Source organism: Enterobacter cloacae complex sp. 2024EL-00227, assembly GCF_043945315.1.
Taxonomy (GTDB): Bacteria; Pseudomonadota; Gammaproteobacteria; order Enterobacterales; family Enterobacteriaceae; genus Enterobacter; species Enterobacter roggenkampii.
In genome coordinates this window covers 42,667-67,627 of the sequence record NZ_JBIMQP010000018.1, presented here as the reverse complement: position 1 = coordinate 67,627, position 24,961 = coordinate 42,667, and the positions used below count along the sequence as shown (strand labels likewise).

Sequence of the window (24,961 nt, the reverse complement as noted above, 5' to 3'; positions counted from 1 at the left end):
CAATGAATATGGAAAGAGTTTTTACCCAGATCGATACCAATGAGCGCAATGTTTTCCATGATAGTTCTCCGAATGAAAGCCTGTCCTCAGCATAGTACCGGGAAGGAGGGAGTGACCATCTCATTAAATATTCTCGTTTGCGGGATAAAAGTGACCTGACGCAATATTTGCGTTTTGATGCTTATTGATAATGTTGTCACAAAAAGTGAGGGTGACTGCATGGATAAATTACTTGAGCGTTTTTTACAGTACGTTTCGCTGGATACCCAATCTAAGCCGGGTGTTCGCCAGGTGCCGAGCACCGAAGGCCAGTGGAAGCTATTAAACCTGCTTAAAGAGCAGCTTGACGCCATGGGGCTGGTCAACGTCACGTTAAGCGAGAAAGGCACTGTGATGGGAACGCTGCCGGCGAATGTCGACGGGGATATCCCGGCGATTGGCTTTATCTCCCATGTCGACACCTCTCCGGATTTTAGCGGTAAACATGTGAACCCGCAGATTGTTGAAAACTACCTCGGCGGCGACATTGCGCTGGGCATTGGCGACGAAGTGCTCTCGCCCGTGATGTTCCCGGTGCTGCACCAGCTGCTCGGTCAGACGCTGATCACCACCGATGGTAAAACGCTGCTGGGGGCGGATGACAAAGCGGGCATCGCGGAGATCATGACGGCGCTGGCGGTGCTGAAGGGCAACGATATTCCGCACGGTGATATCCGCGTGGCCTTTACGCCGGATGAAGAGGTCGGCAAGGGCGCGAAGCACTTCGACGTGGACGCCTTTAACGCCCAGTGGGCCTACACCGTCGACGGTGGCGGCGTCGGTGAGCTGGAGTATGAAAACTTCAATGCCGCGTCAGTCACGATCAAAATTGTCGGCAACAACGTTCACCCAGGCTCTGCCAAAGGCGTCATGGTCAACGCGCTGTCGCTGGCGTCGCGTATTCATGCAGAAGTCCCGGCGGAAGAGAGCCCCGAACAGACCGAAGGGTATGAAGGTTTCTATCACCTGACCAGCATCAAAGGCACCGTGGACAGCGCGCAGATGCACTACATCATCCGCGATTTTGACCGTAAAGCCTTTGAGGCGCGCAAGCGTAAGATGATGGAGATCGCCAAGAAGGTGGGCAAGGGCCTGCATCCTGACTGCTATATCGAGCTCATCATCGAAGACAGCTATTACAATATGCGCGAGAAGGTGATGGCCCATCCGCATATTCTCGATATCGCCCAGCAGGCGATGCGCGACTGCGATATTGAACCGATATTAAAACCGATTCGCGGCGGTACCGACGGTTCTCAGCTGTCGTTTATGGGACTACCGTGCCCGAACCTGTTTACCGGTGGCTATAACTACCACGGTAAACATGAGTTTGTGACGCTGGAAGGGATGGAAAAGGCGGTGAAGGTGATAGTGCGGATAGCTGAGTTGACCGCTAAACGCTAAAAAATGCCCGGTGGCGCTGCGCTTACCGGGCCTACGATCCGAATGTAGGCCGGGTAAGGCAAAGCCGCCACCCGGCAATGAGGCAAGGAGTGCCCATGTCAAACTACCGTCGCCATTACGTCCCCGGTGGCACCTGGTTTTTCACCGTTAACCTGCAAAACCGTCAGAGCGATTTGCTTACCCGCCATATCGATAACCTCCGTTCCGCCACCTCAACGGTTAAGCGTGCGAAGCCCTTCACCATCAACGCGTGGGTTATTTTGCCTGAACATATGCACTGTATCTGGACCCTACCGGACGGGGACAGTGATTTTTCCGCCCGCTGGCGGGATATCAAAAAGACATTCAGCCGCAGCATCGACATGCGCTATATCTGGCAGCCACGATTCTGGGAGCACACCATCCGCAACGAAGAGGACTACCGGCGGCATGTGGATTACATTTATATCAATCCGCTGAAGCACGGCTATGTGGGTAAAGTCAGCGACTGGCCGTATTCAACGTTTCATCGGGACGTGGCTGAAGGGTTGTATCCGGTGGATTGGGCAGGAGAGATTGAGGATTTTGCCGCGGGGGGAGCGGAAGTGAAAAGCCGGGTGGCGGCTACGCCTTACCCGGCCTACAAAAGCTCGATCCCGTAGGCCCGGTAAGCGCAGCGCCACCGGGCACTAAAGCGACTCAGTCCTCAAAGAACCAGTACCCGCTGTTGACCAGCGCGGCCAGCATCGCGAGGAAGGACGGGTCTTCCAGCGCATCGCCAAAGGTATCAGCAGTTAGCACCAGATGGCTGGCAATCGCTTCCAGCGCCGGTCGGTGCGGAGAGTCCAGCTTCTCGCCGTTGACGAACACGTCCTCACCAATGCGCAGCACGCGCAACCCGCCCAGGCGCGTCAGCTTGTCGCCTTGCTGAAGCGCATCGTAAATCTCGTCCGCCTGATACGGCGGCTCCGGAGGCGCAACGTCCAGCTCGTGGCGGGACTGGCTGATGAACTCGCCAAACCACTGACGGAAATGTTCCGGCTCGTTGATGAGATCCAGCATCATGCCGCGCAGCTTATCCAGCTCCGCGGGCAGGATGTCTGCCGGGTGCTCACGCGCAGGCACGTCGGGATCGCTGTAACGATAGCTGCCCAGCTCGCGCTGCAGAACATAGTCGGCAAATCCGCTGATCATCTCGCGGCCGCTTGGCGCGCGGAACCCGACGGAGTAGTTGAGGGAGTTCTCCAGGGAGTAGCCTTCATGAGGGAATCCCGGCGGGATATAGAGAATGTCGCCCGGCTCCAGCTCTTCGTCGATAATCCCGTCAAACGGATCAACCTGAAGCAGGTCCGGATGCGGGCAGTGCTGCTTCATCGGCACTTTTTCGCCCACGCGCCAGCGGCGGCGGCCCGTACCCTGAATGATGAACACATCGTACTGGTCCAGATGCGGACCCACGCCGCCGCCCGGCACGGAGAAGGAGATCATCAGATCGTCCATGCGCCAGTCGGGCAGGGCGCGGAACGGACGCATTAAGGCGGCCGTCGGCTCGTGCCAGTGGTTGACCGCCTGTACCAGCAGCGACCAGTTGTTTTCACCGAGATGATCGTAGCTTTCGAAAGGACCGTGGCTAACCTGCCATTTCCCGTCCTGGTGGCTGACCAGGCGGCTGTCGACTTCGTTTTCCATGGCCAGACCGGCCAGCTCGTCAGGCGAGATAGGGTCGACAAAATTGCTGAACCCGCGTTTCAGAACGACCGGGCGTTTTTGCCAGTAACGTTCAATAAACTCGGGCCAGTTAAGCGTTAAGTGATAATCCATATTTTTTTATTCCGCAGGCTCTTACTGACTCGGATTATAACGGAAGCTCAGCCCCCCGGCTGCGAGATCCTCGCATTTTTCACATAACGGGTTAACTATCGTTCGATGTCGGCTGCTGGCGACCAAAAATGACCTCCATTCGCGCGCCGCCCAGCAAACTTTCGCTGGTTTCGATTTTCCCGTCATACTGGTCGACAATCTCCCGGGCGACGGCTAATCCAACGCCCTGGCCAGGACGTAGCGTATCGGCGCGCTGACCGCGATCGAACACCACATCACGTTTATTGCGCGGGATCCCCGGGCCATCATCCTCCACGATGATATGCAGTTCGTTATCCGTCTGGCGCGCCGACACTTCCACGAACTCCAGACAGTATTTGCAGGCGTTATCCAGCAGGTTGCCCATCACTTCCATGAAGTCATTTTTTTCACCCACAAAGCTTATCTCTGGCGAGATATCGAGGCTGATATTCACCCCTTTACGCTGATACACCTTGTTGAGGGCGGAGGTAAGGTTATCCAGAAGCGGGGCGACCGGATGCAGCTCGCGGCTCAGCAGGGCGCTGCCGGAACGCATGCTGGCGCGATGCAGGTAATAGCCAATTTGCTGGGAAATACGGCTGATCTGCTCCAGCATCACCGGCTCGGCATCGTCGACGCTCAGCTTCGAACTGCGCATGGAACGCAGGGTGCTTTGCATCACCGCGAGCGGGGTTTTCAGGCTGTGGGTCAGATCGGTAAGCGTCGTACGGTATTTATCATAGCGTTCGCGTTCGCTTTTCAGCAGGCGGTTGAGGTTACGCACCAGGCTGGTGAGCTCGCGGGTGGTTTCCGGATTAAGCTTTTCGCGATGATGTTCTTCCAGTTCGCGAACCTCTTTCGCCAGTGATTCAATGGGGCGCAGGCTCCACCACGCCGCTATCCACAGCAGCGGGATCACCAGCAGCAGATTTGCCGCCAGAACGTAGATGAACCAGCTCCAGACCATATAAGAACGCTTCAGCTCGACCGGAATGGTGTCGATCACCACGATGGTCAGCTGCGGCATGTTTAGCGTCGCCGGATAAAGGTTAATCGCAACGGAGTGCGTCATCTCCGTTTCCGCGTCGTCGGCGCGGATCTCGTTCAGCTTTTGCTGCAGGGAACGATCTTCACGGATCAGCGAGCTGGTGGTGTTGAGATCGGCTTCAATTTCGTGAAACCCGTTGGTTTTAAGCCACTCCGGACGAATGCTTTTGACCAGCCACGGAATGTCGCGTTGCGCCCACAGCAGCTTTCCCTTTTCGTTGTAAATCAGGGCGAGGGTGGGGCTTTGCTGATTAAGGTTTTCCGGCATTTCGACGGTGATTCGGTTATCTTCCCATTTCGCCAGGGTATAAAACAGATTGCTTTCGCCGCGTAAGAGACGAAAGGTCGTTTTATCGAAGCTGACGCTGTACCCCACCAGGGCGACCATGCCGTAGGAGAGCGACAGCACCAGCACCACCGCAGCCGTTGCCAGTAAAAAACGAACCCGCAGTGAGAGGGGCAGAAGATGACGCAAAATCCGTCTCATTTAGCGTAATTCAAACAGGTAGCCCTGACCGCGGACGGTGGTAATCACATCCTGCGGGTACTGGGCCTGAATTTTCTTACGCAGTCGTCCCATCAGCACGTCAATGGTATGGCTCTCGCGCAGTTCAGCGTCAGGGTAGAGCTGAAGCATTAAAGAATCTTTACTCACCACCTTGCCGCTGTTGCGGATCAGCGTTTCCATAATCGTATATTCGAATGCGGTCAGCTTGATGACTTCATCGTTAATTGAGAGCTCGCGGCGGGAGAGATCGACCTGGAAAGGCGGGATGGAAATAACCTGCGATGCCAGCCCGCTGTTGCGACGGAGCAGCGCCTGCATGCGGGCCGCCACCTCTTCAATATGGAACGGCTTAGTGACGTAATCATCTGCCCCCGCGCTGAGCACTTCAACCTTATCCTGCCAGCCTTCACGAGCGGTCAGCACCAGAACCGGCAGGGAAACATCGTGGCTGCGCCAGCGGCGAATCAACGACAGGCCGTCTTCGTCAGGCAACCCCAAATCGACAATGGCGATATCCGGCAGGTGTTCATTGAGATAATAATCGGCTTCTTTTGCATCTTCAGCATCGTCCACCTGATGTCCCATCTCCTGAAGCTGAACCTTCAGGTGATGGCGTAGCAATGCGTTATCCTCAACAACCAGTACGCGCATCATCTTTTCTCCCAGAATAAATAGTATGAATAGTTTAACGCTGATTATGTTGCTGTGGGGATAAACATTGAGTAAACCGGGGAAAAGCAACCCCCTTTCCGGGCGGAAAGGGGGGAGAGGGGATTATTTCAGCTCGTCAACCATGGTGATGGCGCGGCCAATGTAGTTCGCCGGAGTCATCGCCTTCAGGCGGGTTTTCTCTTCTTCCGGCAGCGCCAGACCGTCGATAAACTGCTTCATACCTTCGGCATCAACGCGTTTGCCGCGGGTCAGCTCTTTCAGCTTCTCGTACGGTTTTTCGATGCCGTAACGACGCATCACGGTCTGAATCGGCTCCGCCAGCACTTCCCAGTTGTGATCCAGTTCATCCAGCAGACGGTCACGGTTCACTTCCAGCTTGCTCACGCCTTTCAGCGTGGACTGATACGCGATCAGCGCGTAGCCGATGCCCACGCCCAGGTTACGCAGTACGGTGGAGTCGGTCAGGTCGCGCTGCCAGCGGGATACCGGCAGTTTGCTCGCCATATGCTGCAGCACGGCGTTCGCCAGACCCAGGTTACCTTCGGAGTTTTCGAAGTCGATCGGGTTCACTTTGTGCGGCATGGTGGAAGAGCCGATTTCACCGGCGATGGTTTTCTGCTTGAAGTGGTTCAGGGCGATGTAGCCCCACACGTCACGATCGAAGTCGATCAGGATGGTGTTAAAGCGCGCGATGCAGTCAAACAGCTCCGCAATATAGTCGTGCGGCTCAATCTGGGTGGTGTACGGGTTCCACTGAATGCCCAGCGAGTTCACGAACTCTTCGCTGAACTGGTGCCAGTCCACTTCCGGATACGCGGCGATGTGGGCGTTATAGTTACCGACCGCGCCGTTGATTTTGCCCAGAATTTCAACCTGTTCCAGCTGACGGTACTGGCGCTCCATACGGTACGCGACGTTCGCCATCTCTTTACCCATCGTGGATGGGGTGGCTGGCTGGCCGTGGGTACGGGAGAGCAGCGGAATGTCGCGGTATTCCACGGACAGCGCTTTCACCGCGTCGATGATTTTACGCCAGTAAGGCAGCACCACCTCTTTGCGCGCGGTGGAGAGCATCAGCGCATGAGAGAGGTTGTTGATGTCTTCAGACGTACAGGCGAAGTGAATGAACTCAGACACGGCGTGCAGCGCAGGAACGCTTTCCACTTTCTCCTTCAGGAAGTACTCAACCGCCTTCACGTCGTGGTTGGTGGTGCGCTCAATGGTTTTAATGCGCGCGGCGTCTTGTTCGCTAAACTCGGCAACGATTTTATCAAGGTAATCGTTTGCCTTTTCGTCAAAAGCAGGAACTTCCTTGATTGCTGCCTGGGCGGCCAGCTTTTGCAGCCAGCGTACTTCAACCTGAACACGGAACTTCAGCAAACCATATTCGCTGAAGATCCCGCGCAGCGCGCTGACTTTATCGCCGTAGCGTCCATCGACAGGGGATACGGCGGTCAGTGAGGATAATTCCATAATTCGCAACTCCGGGAGGTTAACAATGAGCAAGAATTTGTTTTGCCTGAGTGGTCAGGCGATTACGAGAAAACATTAACTGCAGGCGGCCACCGCCAACCTGGTGCCACAGCACGGCGGCACGGATCCCTGCCAGCAGGGAGGCGCGTACTTTTGCCTGTACCTGCGGGCTTTGCAGCACGGCAGGGGAGCCGGTGACCTGAATCCGCGGGCCCAGCGGGCTGATGACGTCAACATAAATGCCAGCCATGGCGCTCAGCAGCGTGTCGGACTGCAGGTCAAAATGGTCAAGCTGACGCTGTAACCCGGCAATGCGATCGCCCAGGGTATTAAGCGCGCCTTTTGCTGCGCTCAGCTTACGCTCCAGCACCATCAGGCTCAACGTGTAGCGGGTCAGCTCTGCGTTTAACCCCTGACGGCTGCTGGCGTTAAGCACGCCAAGCAGGGTTTCAAGACCGAGACGAAGATTGGTTTCACTGCCACCGAACACGCCCAGGGTCGAACCGGGGTTGAGGTCGATGACGCTATTGAGTGAAACGTGCAGGGCATCAGCGTCGCAATGACCCTGATGCGCCAGCTGTTGCACCAGACGGGCTGACTGGCAAATTCCCGCCAGCGCCAGGGTGATGTCGTAGTAGTTCTTCGCCACACGGTCTCCTTTATGTGTGCAAACGCTGTTAAACAGCGGGCAGCGGCAGGCGCTGTTCAATGATCCCGCCGCCCAGGCAGATTTCGCCGCTGTAGAAGACAGCGGACTGACCCGGGGTGACGGCGGCGACCGGCTCGTCGAAGCGCACGTCAATGCGGTCGTCATCAAGCGCGGTAACGGTGCAAGGAATATCGGTCTGACGGTAGCGTGTTTTCACCGTGCAGCGCAGCGTGCCTTTCAGCGGCTCACGATCGACCCAGTGCAGCTGCTGCGCGATCAGGCCAACGGACATCAGACGCGGATGGTCATGGCCCTGAGCAACAACCAGAACATTGTTTTCGACATCTTTGTCGACCACGTACCACGGATCTTCGCTACCTTCTTTCGTCCCGCCGATACCCAGGCCTTTACGCTGGCCTAAGGTGTGGTACATCAGCCCCTGGTGCTGGCCAATCTCTTCCCCGTCGACGGTGACAATTTTACCCGGCTGTGCGGGCAGGTAACGTCCGAGGAAATCGCGGAATTTGCGCTCGCCGATGAAGCAGATACCCGTAGAGTCTTTTTTCTTCGCGGTGATCAGGTCCAGCTCTTCGGCGATTTTACGCACCTGAGGCTTTTCCAGCTCGCCGACCGGGAACAGGCTCTGGGCGATTTGCTCGTGGCTCAGCGTATAGAGGAAATAGCTTTGATCTTTGTTGCCGTCCAGACCGCGCAGCAGCTGGCTTTTACCATTCACGTCTGCGCGACGCACGTAGTGACCGGTCGCAATGTAGTCTGCGCCCAGATCTTCCGCGGCGAATTCCAGGAAGGCCTTAAATTTGATCTCTTTGTTGCACAGAATATCCGGGTTCGGCGTACGGCCCGCTTTGTACTCTTCGAGGAAGAGTTCAAAAACGTTGTCCCAGTATTCTGCGGCAAAATTAACGGTGTGCAGTTCAATGCCGAGCTTATCGCATACGGCCTGCGCATCAGCGAGATCCGCTGCGGCAGTGCAGTATTCCTCGCCGTCATCTTCCTCCCAGTTCTTCATGAACAGGCCCTCCACCTTATAGCCCTGTTGCTGTAACAGGTAGGCGGAAACGGAGGAATCGACACCGCCGGACATGCCGACGATCACTTTTTTCTGGCTGTTATCTGACATGGAATACTCACGACATTGAACTTCAAGGCGGCGTATTCTATCACGCCCCCCCACCATTGGCACCCTCTGTAAACGGCCAGTTAAAAGCGCCGATGACATCCAGGGGCAAGCGGTCGGCAGACTGCCAGCAGCGAATGCTTTCCGCAACCAGCGGCGAGCGCAGGTTTCGCGCGTTCAGGATCTCGTCGGCGGTCACCCACAGACAGCGGTCGATATCGTCATCCTGCGGCTCTGTGGCGCACGTTTCGCTAAGCTCAACGGCAAATAAAAAGCGCAGGAAGGGAGTGCTGTCGGGTGCAATCCACTGGTGCATACGGATGAAGTGCTGGGGCTCAGCGTGAATGCCGGTCTCTTCCCACAGCTCGCGTTTTGCCGCCTGCAGGAGGGTCTCATTGGCTTCCAGGTGCCCGGCAGGCTGGTTCCACAGCGCTTTGCCGTTAATGCTCTCTTCGACAACCAGGAATTTCCCCCGGGCGTGGACCACGCAGGCAACCGTGACATGAGGTTTAAACATAGTGACTCCTTAAGAGGTAACGTCCCGCCATTCACCGTTTGCCAGCGTTTCCAGGGTGTAGTTACCCATGGCGTAACGAATCAGGCGCAGGGTGGGGAAGCCGACGTGTGCGGTCATGCGCCGAACCTGGCGGTTGCGGCCTTCATAAAGGGTGATTTTAAGCCAGCTTGTCGGAATGGATTTGCGTTCGCGGATAGGCGGGTTACGCGGCCACAACCACGCCGGTTCATTCACGCGTTCAATACCTGCCGGCAGGGTGGGACCGTCGTTGAGCGTGACGCCTTTGCGCAATTTTTCCAGCGTCTCATCATCCGGCTCGCCTTCTACCTGGACGAAGTAAATTTTGCCGGTGCGTTTCCCCGGCTGCGTGAGCTTCGCCTGCAGCGCGCCGTCGTTGGTCAAGGCCAGCAGGCCTTCGCTGTCGCGGTCCAGACGCCCGGCCGCGTAGACCCCCTGAACAGGGATGTAGTCCTTAAGCGTGCTGCGTCCGGCTTCATCGGTGAACTGCGGCAAAACATCGTAGGGTTTATTGAACAGAATCACCCGCTTTGGCTGGGTTTCTTGCGGTCGTCTGGCGGCTTGTCGCGAGCTGAATCGCTCAACCCGGTGTTTTGTAAAAGAAGTTTTCTTCATGGTATTTTCAGGCGTTATCAATTGCCGCATTATAGCCTAATAACGAAGACCTTTCATGGCGTCGGACAATCAGGTACTATCGAAGGGCTCATTACAATTTATTAACATAAGATCAGTAACAACCAGAAGCGCTCGAAGGAGAGGTTAATGGAAAGCAAAGTAGTTGTTCCGGCGGAAGGTAAAAAGATCACCCTGCAAAACGGCAAGATTAACGTTCCTCACAATCCGATCATTCCATTCATCGAAGGTGATGGTATCGGTGTAGACGTTACCCCGGCAATGCTGAAAGTGGTTGATGCCGCTGTTGAGAAAGCCTACAAAGGCGAGCGTAAAATTTCCTGGATGGAAATTTACACCGGTGAGAAATCGACGCAAGTTTATGGCCAGGACGTCTGGCTGCCAGCCGAAACGCTGGACCTGATCCGCGACTACCGCGTTGCTATCAAAGGCCCACTGACGACGCCAGTTGGCGGCGGTATCCGTTCCCTGAACGTGGCACTGCGTCAGGAGCTGGACCTGTACGTCTGTCTGCGTCCGGTTCGTTACTATCAGGGCACCCCAAGCCCGGTTAAGCACCCAGAACTGACCGACATGGTCATCTTCCGCGAAAACTCAGAAGACATCTACGCGGGTATCGAATGGAAAGCGGACTCTGCTGATGCAGAGAAAGTGATTAAATTCCTGCGCGAAGAGATGGGTGTGAAGAAAATTCGCTTCCCTGAGCATTGCGGTATCGGCATTAAGCCGTGCTCCGAAGAAGGGACCAAGCGTCTGGTGCGCGCGGCCATCGAATATGCGATCACCAACGACCGTGACTCTGTGACCCTGGTTCACAAAGGCAACATCATGAAGTTCACCGAAGGCGCGTTCAAAGACTGGGGCTACCAGTTGGCGAAAGAAGAGTTCGGCGGTGAGCTGATCGACGGCGGCCCATGGCAGAAGATCAAAAACCCAAACACCGGCAAAGAGATCGTCATTAAAGATGTGATCGCCGATGCGTTCCTGCAGCAGATCCTGCTGCGTCCAGCGGAATACGACGTGATTGCCTGTATGAACCTGAACGGTGACTACATCTCTGACGCCCTGGCAGCTCAGGTTGGCGGTATCGGTATCGCCCCTGGCGCGAACATCGGTGACGAGTGCGCCCTGTTCGAAGCTACCCACGGTACTGCACCAAAATACGCAGGCCAGGACAAAGTGAACCCGGGCTCTATCATCCTCTCCGCAGAGATGATGCTGCGTCATATGGAATGGTTCGAAGCCGCAGACCTGATCGTTAAAGGTATGGAAGGCGCAATCAACGCGAAAACCGTCACCTATGACTTTGAACGTCTGATGGAAGGCGCTAAGCTGCTGAAATGCTCAGAGTTTGGCGACGCGATTATCGCGAACATGTAATCCAGTTCTGGGTTAAATAAGAACGGGAGCCTAATGGTTCCCGTTTTTTATTGTCACCCCTAAACCACCTCCTAGGGAGGTGGTGATTGATCCTGTAAGGCTATAGCCTGAAGAATGCCCATGCCGGAATATCTCTGCTTACTCACCACAAGTAAAAGGAGACAGACCGACATGGGGCTTTACAGGAGTTCATCACATGTATATTGGCGTTGCAAATACCACATAGTTTGGACGCCAAAGTACCGCTTCAGGATCCTGAAAGATAAGCTGGGTAAGGAGCTTTACAGGACAATCTTCTCTGCGGAATAAAAGATTGTGACGTTCTGGAGCTAAATATTCAGCCAGATCATGTACATCTTGTTGTAATCGTCCCACCTAAAATCTCAATATCAACCCGGATGGGGCATCTGAAAGGCCGGAGTGCAATCAGGCTCTACAATCGTTTTCCACATATACGAAAGAAGCTATGGGGTAACCACTTTTGGTCACGTGGATACTTTGTAGATACTGTCGGTGTGAACGAGGAAATTATCAGACGATATGTGCGGCATCAGGAGAAAATGGAGCAAATGCACGAACAGCAGATGGAATTGCTAGAGTAGCATGAGGAAGGTGACAATCGCCCCCCTTACAGGGGACATTCTCAAAAGCCACCTTCTTAGAAGGTGGTCTTTTACTAACTCTGTCTGCTTAGTTCATTTCCTAATGCTGGAAATTTACATGATATTATAGATCTTGATAATCTGATAAATGGCCTTTCTACTACATTGTAGAAAATATATGCAGTGGTTATCGTTATGATGAACAAAAGGATAAGTCTGGACATTCCTACCCACTGATTGTAAATTGGTATATTTGCTCCAAACTTATCTAAATACATGGTAATGGCAATATGCGTCAGATATAACGAATAAGAGATGTCACCGAAAAATGATAGCATCTTTATCTCTTTTATCTCATTTTTCATTTCATAGGCAACAAGTGTCGCAATCAGCAGGATCGCCCATAATCCATAGTTAAAAGGCCCGTGTGCTGCTTTGTATTGAGCAAAGTAGAAACAGAAAACTAACGAGCATGAAATAACAGCAATGACATTAATTTTGGGGATTGATGATATTACGTTTCTTAATTCGTATACCATCATGCCAAATATGAATTCTATTAACATCGGCGATGAGGTAAACCGCAGGAATGCCGCTAAGCCTTCCGGCATTCCTGCCTGTAATGCAATTGCATTGTCACCTTCCATGCTAATGCTGCCATTAAAGTAAAGTTGCAGACTGAACACAGAGACGGCAAGCATAAATGATGCAATCCATGATCTGTATTTATGACTGATGCTCATCGCAACGAAGAATATCAGATAAAAATAAATCTCATAGGTAAGGGTCCACGCTTGCCCTATCATGTTGCCACCAAAGAACGGTGCCTGCTGGCTGTAGTCAGCCTGTATCAGTAACGCAGATCTCCAGAATGAAAAATTATCTTCGTTTGAAATAAACAAATAAAATATTGCCAACGTAATAATAAACAACGGATAAATCCTGAAGAATCTTTTTACAACATATTTAGTTAACATGTTGTCTTCACTCTTTGCGGTTGAAAGCGCAATAATAAATCCGCTAATCATGAAGAAAAGGTCTACCCCAAAGGATCCGCTTATGAACATTAAATCACCGAAATTCTTTATCGGATAAATATCATTAAGGTTACCTCTGAAGTGGAAGCCAACAACCAATATGGCCGCAATGCCTCTAAGGTATTGAATAGAACGCACTTGCTGCATAATTCTACCTAAGCTAGTTAATAATTTTCGTGTCGCGAATTGTAATCTATATGAAAGCCTGTGTCAGCAATGCATCATTTGGACGTCAGAAGGTGTCGCGGTAGTCGATCGGGGTCTGGTCGTGCGGCTGGATGACATTCTACTCGCCATTCTCGATGGTCGTAGCTACTTCGGTAAGGTAATGTAGAAAGTGATCATCACGGATTAAGATGATTCGATAGAAGGGGATTGTCTTGATGAGCTTGAAGCTGTTGTTACATCGGCGGCGCCGGATATCTCTGGCCTGAAAAACCTGCTTAACGAAGATTGCCGCCGCCCATCGTATGTAAGAACGGACGGCGGCTGGTTGCTCAGTGTTCATGCCCGAGCAAACGTCGGGGATAGTACCCGAGTTAAAATTAAAGGCCAACCTGGCGAACGGGCGGTAACTCAGATACCAGCCACATATCTGCCTCTTCAAACATATCCTCCAGCATGCGGTTCAGCTTTTCCCGATCGTTTTTGCTGGCATCACTATTCAAACCGTTCGCCTGCATTGGCTTTACCTTCACTTCTGCATCAGGAAAAATCTGGTGCACTCGCTTTGTTAGCTCAGCCAGGATGATCTCTCTGGCCCCTTGGAGCCCTTCAACATTTCGCTTGTCATAAACCAGTTCAACAAACATACCGATCCTCTTATAAGTGAAAAATTGCCTGTGCTTGATCTGTTTTCATAAAAATAATACTGTATACGCATACAGTCAATAAGCGAATGAGGGTGCGTTAATGCCTCGCCAACCGGATATTCGTGCTGCTTTTGTTGCGGCCATACAGCAAAACCCTAAGGGCTATCTCTGCCTGCATAAAGACAAATTCATCGCTGAACTGCAGGAGAGGCACTGGCATTTCAGCCTGGCGGATGCAAATTCATGGATCGAGCGATACCAGCCGGACTTCGCCGATAAGACGACAAACGGAAGCGAGAACCGATACTGGATCCTGCGTAACATGGGGAGGGTTTTCTAATGGGATTTCCATCCCCAGCCATGGATTACTAGGAGCAGCGCATGACGATAGATGTTATCTGCGGTGTAGACAACAACTGCCGGGTTATTGAAACTTCATGCGGCTGGGCCGTTATTAACGTTAGTCTGAAGCCAGAAAGAGGGGATACGTTGCTGGTTAGCATGGACGGGAGAAACCAGTTTGTGAAGCTAATGGGTCAGGCGCTGATCACTCAAGATGGTGAAGCGATTGAAGGGGAAGCTCTGAATGATGTAACGGTGCACGGCGTTCTTACACATACACTTAACCAGGTTAAAGACGATAAATCGCCTGTAATGTAGCGTGTAACTGTCGGTGGTTATTCACCAATTTTTCCCCAATGCTTCCCCGTACAAATTTCAAACATGAAAAAACCAGCCGTAAAAGGCTGGTTTTCAATGTGTTTTTGGTCGGCACGAGAGGATTTGAACCTCCGACCCCCGACACCCCATGACGGATGTTCAAATTTCTTCTAGCTTATCTATTAGAGTAATTGAAGAGTCCACGTTTTATGATGAAAATTTGAGTGTTATCCCGGCTGATGCTGTAGACTTTACTTAAGAAGAACATATTCATCTCATCGCCGGGATGAATGATGGTGAGCAACGTGTCTGCAGTGATACAGGCGGGAAATTGATGCTGTCTGGCCGCAGACCTTCTCAATGGTATACCTGGGATAGTGATAATAATGCGTGGGCTATTTCGGGTCATGCACGGGTCCAGCTTGCAGAAGCTGAGAAATTTCGTCGAATCCATGAGGCAAACGACTTTATCAATAACCAGCAATTGTCTGGCAAAGCTGCCATGGGGCGACTGAAAGATTCAGAGAAAGAACACTACAATTTGTGGCTGGATTATCTTGAAGCGCTGGAGGCGGTCGATACATCAACTGCGCCAGATATCCTCTGGATAGATAAACCTGAATAATCTGTGCTGGCGGTCGTCATCACTTAAATTTTCATTCCTCGCAGACTCAAGTACGGGCATGAAATATAAAGCTGCTTGGTTCATACTTTCAACAAAATTATTTTATATAAAAGGGAAGATCCATAAAACAACAGTATTCAAGAGCATTATAGAGGTGGCTTCTGATCGCCGGTTTACGGGGCAAGGGTAAAGTTATTGTTATGCCCTTAATTGAAGTAAAAAGTTGTGGGTGGGGCAATAAATCGACAGAAAAACATAATATTTTCTTAAATTATCAATGCAATATAAGAAATTTAGTTATGTACAGTGTGGCCAGTAAAAGCGTTCTGACAAAAGGCGTGGTAACTCCTCTAGCATCCATGGAACTGACTCTGTTGCCAGGGGTCGTGCCACTGGCAACAGTGATTGTCTGGTTTGGTAAGATAGATTGACTGATTCGTGCCACACAACTTTCATTTGAAATGGTCAATACCCTGACAACGGGATTATCAGAATATCTTTAAAAATAAATCGGTCTTTCTCAACACTCAGGTTTGGGGTGAAATTTCTTTTCTTTTAAATGCAAAATTCTCTATGGACTTTCTTATATAGTTCATTGGTGTTTCGCATAGATAAAACATTAGCATCCCAAGCGCAATGCTCATGATAGTATTTGCAAAAATAGTTTCAACTGGCCCTCCATAGATATTTTGATTATTAGTAAGGAAAAGCCAATGATATAGATAAATAGAAAAACTGTATTTCCCTATAAATCTGAATGCTTTGTTACTAAAAAAAACAGCTGAGTATCCAGATGTGTTACATAAAATGAAAATTAAAATAGTGAATAGAATGCCAAGGAATACGTATTTATTCATAAGGTCGATTGGCTGAAATCTAAAGACGTTTTCTATTACGCCAGGAGATATTATGAATAATATTGAGATTATAAAGAGTATGATGCTATCACCCATTGCGTTGCTTACTTTTATATTATGTCTGCAATGCAGGACGGCAGAAAAAACACCAAAAAGGAAAACGGAAAGGTATGGTAGAGTTTGAATGGAGTTTTCAATGGTGATATTGTAAGGGTATGCATTCTGAACTAATAAAATAAGCAAGAATAATAAAGTCCCCCCTCCCATAATTCCTTTAATTTTATCTGCGACTAAGAGTGATATTAAAAACAAAGGAAGGGTGAAGTAAAACTTGAATTCTACAGGGATTGTCCAGAAATGAAAATATGAAGAATTAAAGGAAATGGTATCAATCATTTTTTGGTAATTCATGTAGCCCATATAATAATAAGTAAATACAGCTACGACAAATGGGGGGATGATTCGAAAGAATCTTGATATGATGTATTTAGCATACTCAGGAAATGTTGGTTCTTTATTCATGAGCTTAACGCTTAGTAAGAATGCGCTAAGTGTAAAAAATATCCACACTCCGTATTTTTCACAGCCCTTTGTATATTGACCAATCGTGGGGAGATATTTACTAACATTATGAAGTATAACTACAATGAGGCAAGCTACTCCTCGGATACCATCTGCAGCAGAAAAATGTTTAGTCATGTGAGTTGAGTTTGGTTGTTTGCTTAGTATTAATTCTAACATCTTAGACAAACAGTGAACAGTGAAAGCAGCCTGGAAGGCTATGTGCTGGAGTATGGTGCCAGAGAATGATAATCATTTACGACGTAGGTGTTTCAACGCAGTATAAAGTGCTCTGGCTAACAATTAGTAAAGTGCTCCAACAAGGTCGCATGCAAAAACAGGCGGTGGCTGGCTGGCGATCATTCGATAGCATTCCCCAAAATAAAAATTAATCCTATTAAAATCATTGGGTTAAAAGAGGTAGGTTGGGGCAATAAATCGACAAAAAAACATAATTTTTTCGTAAATTATCAATGAGATAGTAGAATAGCAGTTATGTACTGCTGCGTCATATGGAATGGTTCGAAGCCGCAGACCTGATCGTTAAAGGTATGGAAGGCGCGATCAGCGCGAAAACCGTAACCTATGACTTTGAACGTCTGATGGAAGGCGCTAAGCTGCTGAAATGTTCAGAGTTTGGCGACGCGATTATCGCGAACATGTAATCCAGTTTCTGGGTTAAACAAGAGCGGGGGCCTGAGGGTTCCCGTTTTTTTTGCCTCTGCCCGCGGGAGACAACCCGATGTTAGCCACTGTCCTTATCACTGTTGTTGCACTTATTCATCTCTACATTCTTGTGCTGGAAATGTTCCTGTGGAATACCAAAACAGGGCACAAGGCCTTTAATCTGCGTCCTGATTTTGCACGCGACACCCGCGTGCTGGCGGCGAATCAGGGGCTGTATAACGGGTTCCTGGCGGCGGGCCTGCTGTGGAGCCTCTGGCTCGGCGAAAACGGCATTCAGGTGGCCATCTTCTTTCTGACCTGTGTTCTGATCGCCGGACTTTTTGGCGCAGCCACCGCCAGCCGTAAAATTTTGTACGTTCAGGCCATTCCCGCGCTCGCTGCGCTGCTTGCGTTACTCATCTGAAGCAATGCTTTGGTTGAGATAATGTGTCCGATATACTCGTGACGTTACCTTTATTGACCAGAGACGAGACTGTTATGCACAACGATATCCCCCTGAAATATTATGACATTGCCGATGAGTACGCGACGGAGGCCGCAGAGCAAGTCGCGGAATCAGAGCGCGACGCGCTGGCACACTATTTCCAGCTGCTGCTCACCCGCTTAGCGAATAATGAGGAGATCAGCGAGGAAGCCCAGCAGGAGATGGCCACAGAAGCCGGGATCCGTGCGGGTCGCATTGATGATGTTGCGAACTTCCTCAATCAGTGGGGAAATGAATAGCCTGCCTCAAAAACCGTTATGGTGATGCTTTGCGATACAGCTCAGCATCACGCTATCGGACCACATGCATTTTTTCCGCAGAATAGGCGAAGCGGGTTTATCGACAAGCAGCGCGAAAATAACGATCAGAAAAAAAAGTACCGCTGGAAAAACTAAGGATAATTTCACGTTTTTAACCAAAATAAGAGTGTGCTTCAGGGTAATCTACCGTCTGAATATGACGACTATATGTTTTGGCGGAAAAAATGGAAACGTCCGAGTGTAAAAAAACGAGCAGGACAGGCTTCATGTTAGGGGGCGACGCCGGTGAGTCGCTTCGCCAGCTCGCTCCGGGTGAGTGCTTTTGAAAAATACCATCCCTGGATCAGCGCGTCGGGATATCTGTTCGCAATAAAGCGATACTGAGTTTCATTTTCCACGCCCTCGAACACAAGGGTTTTATTCAACTTCGCGAGGGCATCGCTGAAGATAACAAAGATGTTTTGCTTATAATCTTCGCTGATGCCATCCACCAGCGATTTGTCAATTTTGATTTCATCATATTCAAGCTGCGACAGCCGCGCCAGATTTGAATTTTGCACGCCGAAATCATCGATTGAAATTTTAACGCCAAGCGATTTTAGTTCCTGGCAGAATCCCTCAAGGATATCCGCCGCGGAAACGGCTTTCTCAGAAAGCTCGACCTTCATCAGGGAAAGGGGAAGGTTGTTGACTAAGCACTCGCGACGCAAAATGTTAATAAACTGTCCGTCTTCAATTTCTTTCCGCCCAACGTTGATTGAAACGATCAGCTGATGCTTAATCGCCAGCGGGGCAATTTCTGAGAGAGATTTACCGATAACATTGCCATAATATCTTTTATACAGCCCGATTTTCTTAATTAATGGGATAAACAGCTCTGGCGAGACGTCTCCGTGTTTTTGATCGCGCCACCGCGACAAAACTTCCACGCCCACGATTTTTTGATCGCGAATGCGAATAATGGGCTGATAGTTAACGCTGAAGGTATTCGTTATCACGGCTTTGATCAGCGTACGTTCCAGCGAAAAACGGTCTTCATGGATACGGAAGACAAATAACGTTATAGCGACCCAGATAAAGTAGAGAATGATCGCGAGAAACGTCAAGATAAACGGGGGTAACGAGGCCAGTCCCGCATCGTGATGTTTTACAATCACGCATAAATCCCACACGGCGCTGCACTGTGTAATGGTCAGGGTGAACAACGTGGAGTGCAGCCAGCTCCGCGCTCGCAGGTCGGGGGCAGCCGAAAAAAAGATCCGGCCAAAGTCCTTTGTGGTGGCACTCAGAGAATAGCTTGCGGTAACCGGGGTGAATTTATCGTAAGCATAGCGGGAAGTGAAGATAATAATATTATTATAAATGGCCGCATTGCCCGTGAAAAAGTCTTTTCTTGAAAACTGCGCGAGGAGAAAACCTCTCGGCGTTTTATGCAGTTCCGCAGGAAGTGGAACGGGCGTCGCGAGTTTACCCCAAAAAGCAGTACAGATAATTTTTCCTTTTTCAATAAAACCGATATCGCCGAAATAGAGGTTGTTAAGCTTTATTTGTCTGTAGCTATCAAGGCTGGTTTTATCACAGCCCTGCGTCGTTATGCTTTTAAGGCCCAGCGCCACGTTTTGGGACAGGTCTTCGGAATAATGTAAAAGGGTCCGGGATATTTCAAGCTGTTTGGTTTTTTGCTGACCAAGGATAACCGCATTGACCGCATAAAGAGACAGGATGACCAGAAGCGTTGAAACGATCGCAACGGCAATGCGCTTTTTCATTTTCCGGTTATCCTGTCCGCTCCCTGAATTCATAAATCTTAACACAGCCTGGGCAAGGCACAAGCCTGATAGTCACGCCGGGTGAGCAAATCCGGGCGGGTGAACTCATACGAAAGCATCAGTTTTTTAAGACAATTCTCAGCTAAGCTATTTTCATTGCGATCGGCAACGTCAGGTAAACCACGGGTTCTTCTTTCAGATCCTTCATGCTTGTTTATTCTATTAAGGAAAACACCGTGCGCAACGTGATGATCCCTATTCTCAGTGCCCTGTTTCTTTTTCTGATCGGCATACTGATTATTAACTGGCAGTTATGGCAGATGGCGAAAATGAATAACGTTCATACCGCCACGGTAAGCACCCAGAAAATAGAAAGCATTTTGTCGGAAGCCGTCAGTGCGGCCAGCACGGCGAAGCGCGTTGCGGAGCAGGGGTGTACCAGCAGCGGGCAGCTGGCGCTGGGGACAGAAGCTGCGCTAAAACCGCATCTGCGCGCCATCATGATCCAGCAGCAGGGGCAAATCATCTGTACATCCCTTCCGGGGAATGGCGTATTGATTGTTCATCCGGAGACGCTACCTGAAAAAGAATTAATGCTGCTCTCCGGTAATCGACTGGTGAACGGCATCCCGGTACTTGTCTTACAGATGCCCATCGTGGGCGGGCGCATCATCGTCAGCGTCAGCGATGCGCATTTGCAGGACGTCATCGCGAATGCATCAAACAGCGTTGACCTGGGGTTGGTTGTCGGCGAAAGCATGTTTACGCGCAACGGTGACGTGACCGGATGGAAAGCGGCCTCGTGGACGGGTTCACTTACGGCATCTTCGCAATTCCCCTTTAGTCTGGCCTGGCAACCGCCTGCCTTTTTTAGCCTGACGCGGCTACTGCACCAGGGCTGGAGCCTGATACTGCTGATTCTCGCGCTATCCCTGGCGGTAGGCATTTTGATCCGCCGATACAAGGGAAAAAGCACCACCTTTGAAGACGATTTGCGTAAGGCCATTTTGCAGGGAGAGATCGTGCCTTACTACCAGCCGATCGTGAACGGGGACACCGGCGGGTTATACGGGGTTGAAGTCCTGGCAAGGTGGAAGCATCCAAAGTCTGGGTTTATCCCGCCGGATGTCTTTATTCCGATTGCTGAACGTAGCGGGTTGATTATTCCGCTGACCAAAGGCTTGATGGCGAAAGTGGTCACACAGCTTAAGCCGCTGTTGCCGAAGCTACCGGATGGGTTCCATATCGGGGTGAACATCAGCGCCAGACACATTGATGCCCCTTCTTTCCTTGGTGACTGTCGTCTCTTCGGTAAGGGGTTTCAGGGTAAAGCCGTGAAGCTGGTTCTCGAGGTGACCGAGCGTGAACCGTTGATCGATAATCCTCATCTGGTGGAAAACCTCAACGCGCTGCATAACGCCGGTTTTGTCATTGCACTGGATGATTTTGGTACGGGGTATTCCGGGCTGTCATGTCTTAATGCGCTTGCCATAGATTATATTAAAATTGATAAAAGCTTTGTTAACCGGGTTTCTGAGGAGAAGGACTCAACGATCCTGCTGGACTGCGTTATTGACCTGGCGAAAAAACTTTCATTGCGTATCGTGGCCGAAGGTGTGGAAACGAAAGAGCAGCTGGAGTACCTCAACCGTAATGAAATTACCCTGTTGCAGGGGTATTATTTTGGTAAACCCGTCTCCTATATCGATTTTATTAAAGTCATTTTATCTAAGCCCAGGGAGGCCGTGATGCTGTAAAACGTCAGGCGCTGTAAAAAAATCAGGAATAGAGCGGGTTGCCTGGCGGTGAAAAACAAAATAAAGACGAGCTTCTGTTGTATGCTTAAGTGCAATTCATTTTCCTCTTATCCTGAGCTTTGTTACAGTGACAAGAGTTGTCAGCCAGGGATATCAGGCGTGATAAGGTGGAAAAGCTCGTGCATGTGAAAAATACTTTTTACACAACAACCATTACCGTCATCATTGTCTCATTGATCATCTCGCTGGCGCTTGCCGTCCAAATTGCCACATCCAGACAGCAGTCAATCCAGCAAATTAATACCAGCGTCGCTAATCTTAGCCACACCCTGGATGTTTATACTGAAGGGATCATGCGCCAGAGTGAAATGTTAATTACTACCGTTTCCGACATAATCGAAATTTATGGCATGACCCCGCAGCAGGCGACCAATATTCAGCACATGATCCATAATCAGGATAACCTTCTTACCCAGATTAATAATGTGGTTGTTTACGATGCTCAGGGCGATATCTTCACCGCGCTGCATGAAAGTTTCACGGGGCCACGCAAAGGCTCGGACAGAGAGTTTTTTATCTATCACCAGGAAAATAAAACTCAGCAGGTCTTTATTGGGGAGCCGGTGGTAAGCAGAACCAATGGCAAATGGGTTATCACCCTCAGTCGGCGCCTTGAAACCCAGTCCGGGGCATTTAACGGTGTCGTGGTGGTGACGCTCGGTATTGAAAATTTTCTGGCACTCTACGGGCAGATTAATATCGGCCACTCGGGCGTCATCGGCTTAACGACGCAATCAGGCGTGCTGCTGGTCCGTTATCCCTTTAAAAATACCTATATCGGCACGATTGTTTCTGATTCACCGCTCTTCAGGAAATATCTCAAAGTACAAAATACGGGGATAGCCAGCTCCATCTCACGGTTTGATAAAATCGAGCGCATCTATGCCTATGAGAAAAACCGACGCTACGGACTGGTCACCACAGTGGCCGTCAGCATTGATGAAGCTCTTGCACCCTGGCGCAAGCAGGCGATTCAGCTGGCGGTACTCATTTTCGTGTTTACGGCGATACTCATCGTGGCGTCGTACTTCCTGTATTCCGACCTGTCCCGAAAAACACGGGATAACAAAGCGCTGAAGATTATCGCTTCAGAAGATGCGTTGACCGGGCTGTACAACCGCCGCGTCTTTGATGAAAAAATCCTCTCGGAAATTGCTACGTGCGCCGTGCATGACGCGCCGATTTCGGTACTGATCGTGGACGTGGACTACTTCAAAAAATACAACGATAACTATGGTCATCCTGAAGGGGACCGGTGTCTGGCAATGCTCGGAAACAGCCTCAGGGAGAGCCTTACCCGTGATAATCAGCTTGTGGCGCGCTACGGCGGAGAGGAGTTTGCGCTGATATTGCCGGATACGGATATTCAGGAGGCACTTCGTCTGGCCCAGACGATTATTCGCAATGTGTTCTCGCTGCAAATCGCGCATGCCTTTAGCCCCTTCGGCCGGGTGACGGTAAGCGTCGGAATTTCCACCGCCCGTGCCGTCGACATTGCAGGCAGCCAGCAAAATATCATTATTGCCGCAGACCAGGCGCTCTATCAGGCGAAACGCGCGGGACGTAACCGGTACGCGTTTGTTGGGGTATGAGCAAAAAAAAAGCCCACTCAGGAGTGGGCAAGAAATACTGGAAGCAATGTGAGCAATGTCGTACTGAATACTTGAGTGTTTCTCTCAACTATTCATTGTTGAGAAAGATAATCTTTCTCAACAAAAGATGCAACCCCACAGTTTCTGTGGCCCGTACATTTTTTTGATGAATAATTCCCCACTCTCTCATTGTGATGCTTATCACAAATTTCCTTTCTGGAATCCTGTGCTATCCTTTTTTGTGTCGTTGATTTAATGACAAAAACCATACAGAGAGGAAAGTTATGGGAATTTTATCCTGGATTATCTTTGGGCTTATTGCGGGTATTCTGGCGAAGTGGATCATGCCGGGCAAAGATGGCGGTGGGTTTATCGTCACCGTAATACTGGGTATTGTCGGCGCGGTAGTCGGCGGCTGGATCAGTACGCTGTTCGGTTTTGGCAAGGTCGATGGCTTTAACTTCGGCAGTTTCGCCGTCGCGGTGATCGGTGCGCTGGTTGTTCTGTTTATCTACAGAAAGATCAAAAGCTAAGGTCTTAAAGCGTTGAAAAAGGCTGCCAGATGGCGGCCTTTTTACGTACTGGCGTTTACCACCAGCCAAGCTGCGTGCCGGCAAACGCCGCGATGGCAACGATCAGCATAATGACGGTTGTCTTCCGCATTTATGCCCCCGGCGCCGCGTAACCGCCGACAAAAAACCACGCTAAAAATACCACCGCCGTTATAAATATAACGACCGGGAAGAGGATCCCTATTCTCATACCATCACCTGTTTCGGTTTCTGTAACGCCGTAGAGTGTACGGGGTTAATCAATGGTGAGAAAGCGTGATTTGCTTTTTCCTTTCTTATCCTGATACATCGCGACATCCGCAGCGCGTAACGCGCTGTCAGGATCGGTTGCGGCAGGGTCCACTTCGATCACGCCGAAGCTGGCGCCCGGATAAATAATATGAACGCTGCCCAGCCAGTATTCGCCAGCGATGCAGGCGCTGAGGCGCGTTTTGAGCAGCGTAAGCTGCGCGTTATCCCCGTCCTGGTGGGGCTGGCTTAGCGACGCCACCAGAAATTCATCCCCGCCCAGACGACCGATAATATCGTCCTGCTGTTTCTCTTCCGTCAAACGCTTGCCCACTTCTATCAGGAACTGGTCGCCAGCCTCGTGGCCGTAACGATCGTTAATCAGTTTGAAATCATCCAGATCGATGAACGCGATGATGGCGTTACGCTTAAGGTGCCGGGCCAGAGAAAAGAGGGTGGTCAGATCTTCAAAAATGGCGCGACGGTTGGGTAAACCGGTAAGGGCATCCGTATAGGAGTGCGCGATGAGGGCCGCATTGGCTTCGCGAAGCTGGGCGACCAGCGACTCTTTCTGAATGGACTGGGCGATCAGCCCGGCGAAGAGCTTCAGAACCTGTTCGCCGCGCTCGCTCAGCGGCTTTCTGGCCGTGCTGGTGGCACAGAGCGTTCCGTAAAGTGAACCATCCGCAAGATGGACAGGAATACTCATGTAGGTGGTAATGCCAAGTGCTTTCGCTGCTTCACACTCGGGCCAGCGCTCGGGCACGTCATTGCTGAATATCGTGTCACTATCCAGCGCGCGCTTGCACAGCGTCTCATCCCATGGGACGCTCAGCCCCTCCGGGATCGTCATCTGCTTGCTGTTGCGGGCGTAGAGAATGTGCTGCAGCCGCGCTTCGATATCCACCTTCGTCAGGTAGGTCGACTCCATGTCGGTGACAATCTCCAGCATCTCCAGCAGCTGGCGAACGAGGCTTTCAAGGGATTGCTCGGTGGCAAGGGTTTCTGAAACGCGAGCGAGGATAAGATCCGACATGACGTAGAATGACTCCCAGGCAGAAGACGTCTGCATCTGCATGTTATGCTGAATTTTTAGGCT

At 50.7% G+C, this 24,961-nt stretch carries 25 protein-coding genes and 2 pseudogenes; 13 read left to right on the top strand and 14 right to left on the bottom strand.

Annotated elements, in window-relative coordinates:
• Nucleotides 1-219: 219 nt before the first annotated feature.
• Entirely contained in the window at nt 220-1,443 is a 1,224-nt protein-coding gene (pepT, locus tag ACHH0Z_RS22410; RefSeq protein WP_395149565.1) for a peptidase T, read from the top strand.
• A gap of 95 nt (nt 1,444-1,538) precedes the next feature.
• A complete protein-coding gene (locus tag ACHH0Z_RS22405; RefSeq protein ID WP_102046743.1) occupies nt 1,539-2,084 on the top strand; it encodes a transposase in 546 nt (181 codons plus the stop codon).
• Nucleotides 2,085-2,121: 37 nt separating this feature from the next.
• Here the strand turns inward: ACHH0Z_RS22405 and ACHH0Z_RS22400 are convergent, their stop codons facing one another.
• From ACHH0Z_RS22400 to rluE, 8 genes are all read right to left on the bottom strand, one after another.
• Entirely contained in the window at nt 2,122-3,243 is a 1,122-nt protein-coding gene (locus ACHH0Z_RS22400) for a cupin domain-containing protein (protein WP_032663761.1), read from the bottom strand.
• Between the two features lie 91 nt (nt 3,244-3,334).
• Nucleotides 3,335-4,798, bottom strand: coding sequence for a two-component system sensor histidine kinase PhoQ (gene phoQ, locus ACHH0Z_RS22395; protein ID WP_008500759.1), 1,464 nt, complete (start codon nt 4,796-4,798; stop codon nt 3,335-3,337).
• On the bottom strand, nt 4,799-5,470 hold the full coding sequence (gene phoP, locus ACHH0Z_RS22390) for a two-component system response regulator PhoP (protein ID WP_025911763.1): 672 nt from the start codon (nt 5,468-5,470) through the stop codon (nt 4,799-4,801).
• A 123-nt stretch (nt 5,471-5,593) separates the two neighbouring features.
• Nucleotides 5,594-6,964, bottom strand: coding sequence for an adenylosuccinate lyase (gene purB, locus ACHH0Z_RS22385; protein ID WP_045406600.1), 1,371 nt, complete (start codon nt 6,962-6,964; stop codon nt 5,594-5,596).
• A gap of 19 nt (nt 6,965-6,983) precedes the next feature.
• Nucleotides 6,984-7,613: a high frequency lysogenization protein HflD gene (hflD, locus tag ACHH0Z_RS22380; RefSeq protein WP_008500756.1), complete on the bottom strand. Its 630-nt coding sequence runs from the start codon at nt 7,611-7,613 to the stop codon at nt 6,984-6,986.
• A gap of 28 nt (nt 7,614-7,641) precedes the next feature.
• Nucleotides 7,642-8,754 (bottom strand): tRNA 2-thiouridine(34) synthase MnmA, encoded by a 1,113-nt coding sequence (mnmA, locus tag ACHH0Z_RS22375; protein ID WP_025911759.1) that lies wholly within the window; start codon nt 8,752-8,754, stop codon nt 7,642-7,644.
• 40 nt (nt 8,755-8,794) lie between these two features.
• On the bottom strand, nt 8,795-9,268 hold the full coding sequence (locus tag ACHH0Z_RS22370) for an NUDIX hydrolase (RefSeq protein ID WP_023327130.1): 474 nt from the start codon (nt 9,266-9,268) through the stop codon (nt 8,795-8,797).
• 9 nt (nt 9,269-9,277) lie between these two features.
• A complete protein-coding gene (gene rluE, locus ACHH0Z_RS22365; RefSeq protein WP_045406598.1) occupies nt 9,278-9,931 on the bottom strand; it encodes a 23S rRNA pseudouridine(2457) synthase RluE in 654 nt (217 codons plus the stop codon).
• Nucleotides 9,932-10,048: 117 nt separating this feature from the next.
• On the opposite strand from rluE, the gene icd reads away from it, so the two are divergent.
• Nucleotides 10,049-11,299 (top strand): NADP-dependent isocitrate dehydrogenase, encoded by a 1,251-nt coding sequence (gene icd / locus ACHH0Z_RS22360; RefSeq protein ID WP_023292761.1) that lies wholly within the window; start codon nt 10,049-10,051, stop codon nt 11,297-11,299.
• Nucleotides 11,300-11,470: 171 nt separating this feature from the next.
• Nucleotides 11,471-11,901: pseudogene (gene tnpA, locus ACHH0Z_RS22355) on the top strand (IS200/IS605 family transposase).
• Nucleotides 11,902-11,975: 74 nt separating this feature from the next.
• Here the strand turns inward: tnpA and ACHH0Z_RS22350 are convergent.
• Both ACHH0Z_RS22350 and ACHH0Z_RS22345 read right to left on the bottom strand, forming a co-directional pair.
• Nucleotides 11,976-13,085: an acyltransferase gene (locus tag ACHH0Z_RS22350; RefSeq protein WP_045406597.1), complete on the bottom strand. Its 1,110-nt coding sequence runs from the start codon at nt 13,083-13,085 to the stop codon at nt 11,976-11,978.
• Nucleotides 13,086-13,483: 398 nt separating this feature from the next.
• Nucleotides 13,484-13,750, bottom strand: a complete 267-nt coding sequence (locus tag ACHH0Z_RS22345; RefSeq protein ID WP_045406592.1) for a DinI family protein — start codon at nt 13,748-13,750, stop codon at nt 13,484-13,486.
• 100 nt (nt 13,751-13,850) lie between these two features.
• Here ACHH0Z_RS22345 and ACHH0Z_RS22340 point away from each other — a divergent pair, with 100 nt between their 5' ends.
• From ACHH0Z_RS22340 to ACHH0Z_RS22330, 3 genes are all read left to right on the top strand, one after another.
• On the top strand, nt 13,851-14,090 hold the full coding sequence (locus ACHH0Z_RS22340) for a hypothetical protein (RefSeq protein WP_045406589.1): 240 nt from the start codon (nt 13,851-13,853) through the stop codon (nt 14,088-14,090).
• Nucleotides 14,091-14,131: 41 nt separating this feature from the next.
• A complete protein-coding gene (locus ACHH0Z_RS22335) occupies nt 14,132-14,410 on the top strand; it encodes a hypothetical protein (protein WP_239519669.1) in 279 nt (92 codons plus the stop codon).
• A gap of 334 nt (nt 14,411-14,744) precedes the next feature.
• Nucleotides 14,745-15,035, top strand: coding sequence for a tail fiber assembly protein (locus ACHH0Z_RS22330; protein ID WP_052672903.1), 291 nt, complete (start codon nt 14,745-14,747; stop codon nt 15,033-15,035).
• Between the two features lie 527 nt (nt 15,036-15,562).
• Here the strand turns inward: ACHH0Z_RS22330 and ACHH0Z_RS22325 are convergent.
• Nucleotides 15,563-16,633: an acyltransferase gene (locus ACHH0Z_RS22325; RefSeq protein WP_084832224.1), complete on the bottom strand. Its 1,071-nt coding sequence runs from the start codon at nt 16,631-16,633 to the stop codon at nt 15,563-15,565.
• Between the two features lie 308 nt (nt 16,634-16,941).
• On the opposite strand from ACHH0Z_RS22325, the pseudogene ACHH0Z_RS22320 reads away from it, so the two are divergent.
• From ACHH0Z_RS22320 to ACHH0Z_RS22310, 3 genes and pseudogenes are all read left to right on the top strand, one after another.
• Nucleotides 16,942-17,118: pseudogene (locus ACHH0Z_RS22320) on the top strand (NADP-dependent isocitrate dehydrogenase); the annotation flags it as partial.
• Between the two features lie 77 nt (nt 17,119-17,195).
• The gene (locus tag ACHH0Z_RS22315) at nt 17,196-17,543 is read left to right on the top strand and encodes a DUF1304 domain-containing protein (protein ID WP_008500751.1); all 348 of its coding nucleotides are present in this window, start codon (nt 17,196-17,198) and stop codon (nt 17,541-17,543) included.
• 74 nt (nt 17,544-17,617) lie between these two features.
• Nucleotides 17,618-17,863 carry a DUF2543 family protein gene (locus tag ACHH0Z_RS22310; RefSeq protein ID WP_025911748.1) on the top strand — a complete coding sequence of 82 codons (246 nt, stop codon included), beginning with the start codon at nt 17,618-17,620 and terminating at the stop codon, nt 17,861-17,863.
• Nucleotides 17,864-18,153: 290 nt separating this feature from the next.
• Here ACHH0Z_RS22310 and ACHH0Z_RS22305 read toward each other — a convergent pair whose 3' ends face one another.
• Nucleotides 18,154-19,653, bottom strand: a complete 1,500-nt coding sequence (locus ACHH0Z_RS22305; RefSeq protein ID WP_032674557.1) for a cyclic diguanylate phosphodiesterase — start codon at nt 19,651-19,653, stop codon at nt 18,154-18,156.
• Between the two features lie 236 nt (nt 19,654-19,889).
• On the opposite strand from ACHH0Z_RS22305, the gene ACHH0Z_RS22300 reads away from it, so the two are divergent.
• The 3 genes from ACHH0Z_RS22300 to ACHH0Z_RS22290 all read left to right on the top strand — a co-directional run bounded on the left by ACHH0Z_RS22300 (nt 19,890) and on the right by ACHH0Z_RS22290 (nt 23,595).
• Nucleotides 19,890-21,410, top strand: coding sequence for a cyclic diguanylate phosphodiesterase (locus ACHH0Z_RS22300; RefSeq protein ID WP_084832226.1), 1,521 nt, complete (start codon nt 19,890-19,892; stop codon nt 21,408-21,410).
• Nucleotides 21,411-21,577: 167 nt separating this feature from the next.
• Entirely contained in the window at nt 21,578-23,062 is a 1,485-nt protein-coding gene (locus ACHH0Z_RS22295; RefSeq protein ID WP_391524570.1) for a diguanylate cyclase, read from the top strand.
• A gap of 284 nt (nt 23,063-23,346) precedes the next feature.
• Entirely contained in the window at nt 23,347-23,595 is a 249-nt protein-coding gene (locus ACHH0Z_RS22290) for a GlsB/YeaQ/YmgE family stress response membrane protein (RefSeq protein WP_008500746.1), read from the top strand.
• Between the two features lie 130 nt (nt 23,596-23,725).
• Here ACHH0Z_RS22290 and ACHH0Z_RS22285 read toward each other — a convergent pair whose 3' ends face one another.
• Together ACHH0Z_RS22285 and ACHH0Z_RS22280 are read right to left on the bottom strand one after the other, a co-directional pair.
• Complete coding sequence (locus ACHH0Z_RS22285; RefSeq protein ID WP_014883431.1) at nt 23,726-23,824, bottom strand: YoaK family small membrane protein; 99 nt, start codon at nt 23,822-23,824, stop codon at nt 23,726-23,728.
• A gap of 45 nt (nt 23,825-23,869) precedes the next feature.
• Nucleotides 23,870-24,898, bottom strand: coding sequence for a sensor domain-containing diguanylate cyclase (locus tag ACHH0Z_RS22280; protein ID WP_032635918.1), 1,029 nt, complete (start codon nt 24,896-24,898; stop codon nt 23,870-23,872).
• Nucleotides 24,899-24,961: the final 63 nt, after the last annotated feature.

Coding starts and splice junctions, on each gene's coding strand:
- pepT (WP_395149565.1), top strand. CDS start 220: ATGGATAAATTACTTGAGCGTTTTTTACAGTACGTTTCGCTGGATACC.
- ACHH0Z_RS22405 (WP_102046743.1), top strand. CDS start 1,539: ATGTCAAACTACCGTCGCCATTACGTCCCCGGTGGCACCTGGTTTTTC.
- ACHH0Z_RS22400 (WP_032663761.1), bottom strand. CDS start 3,243: ATGGATTATCACTTAACGCTTAACTGGCCCGAGTTTATTGAACGTTAC.
- phoQ (WP_008500759.1), bottom strand. CDS start 4,798: ATGAGACGGATTTTGCGTCATCTTCTGCCCCTCTCACTGCGGGTTCGT.
- phoP (WP_025911763.1), bottom strand. CDS start 5,470: ATGCGCGTACTGGTTGTTGAGGATAACGCATTGCTACGCCATCACCTG.
- purB (WP_045406600.1), bottom strand. CDS start 6,964: ATGGAATTATCCTCACTGACCGCCGTATCCCCTGTCGATGGACGCTAC.
- mnmA (WP_025911759.1), bottom strand. CDS start 8,754: ATGTCAGATAACAGCCAGAAAAAAGTGATCGTCGGCATGTCCGGCGGT.
- ACHH0Z_RS22370 (WP_023327130.1), bottom strand. CDS start 9,268: ATGTTTAAACCTCATGTCACGGTTGCCTGCGTGGTCCACGCCCGGGGG.
- rluE (WP_045406598.1), bottom strand. CDS start 9,931: ATGCGGCAATTGATAACGCCTGAAAATACCATGAAGAAAACTTCTTTT.
- icd (WP_023292761.1), top strand. CDS start 10,049: ATGGAAAGCAAAGTAGTTGTTCCGGCGGAAGGTAAAAAGATCACCCTG.
- ACHH0Z_RS22350 (WP_045406597.1), bottom strand. CDS start 13,085: ATGCAGCAAGTGCGTTCTATTCAATACCTTAGAGGCATTGCGGCCATA.
- ACHH0Z_RS22345 (WP_045406592.1), bottom strand. CDS start 13,750: ATGTTTGTTGAACTGGTTTATGACAAGCGAAATGTTGAAGGGCTCCAA.
- ACHH0Z_RS22340 (WP_045406589.1), top strand. CDS start 13,851: ATGCCTCGCCAACCGGATATTCGTGCTGCTTTTGTTGCGGCCATACAG.
- ACHH0Z_RS22335 (WP_239519669.1), top strand. CDS start 14,132: ATGACGATAGATGTTATCTGCGGTGTAGACAACAACTGCCGGGTTATT.
- ACHH0Z_RS22330 (WP_052672903.1), top strand. CDS start 14,745: ATGCTGTCTGGCCGCAGACCTTCTCAATGGTATACCTGGGATAGTGAT.
- ACHH0Z_RS22325 (WP_084832224.1), bottom strand. CDS start 16,633: ATGTTAGAATTAATACTAAGCAAACAACCAAACTCAACTCACATGACT.
- ACHH0Z_RS22315 (WP_008500751.1), top strand. CDS start 17,196: ATGTTAGCCACTGTCCTTATCACTGTTGTTGCACTTATTCATCTCTAC.
- ACHH0Z_RS22310 (WP_025911748.1), top strand. CDS start 17,618: ATGCACAACGATATCCCCCTGAAATATTATGACATTGCCGATGAGTAC.
- ACHH0Z_RS22305 (WP_032674557.1), bottom strand. CDS start 19,653: ATGAAAAAGCGCATTGCCGTTGCGATCGTTTCAACGCTTCTGGTCATC.
- ACHH0Z_RS22290 (WP_008500746.1), top strand. CDS start 23,347: ATGGGAATTTTATCCTGGATTATCTTTGGGCTTATTGCGGGTATTCTG.
- ACHH0Z_RS22285 (WP_014883431.1), bottom strand. CDS start 23,824: ATGAGAATAGGGATCCTCTTCCCGGTCGTTATATTTATAACGGCGGTG.
- ACHH0Z_RS22280 (WP_032635918.1), bottom strand. CDS start 24,898: ATGTCGGATCTTATCCTCGCTCGCGTTTCAGAAACCCTTGCCACCGAG.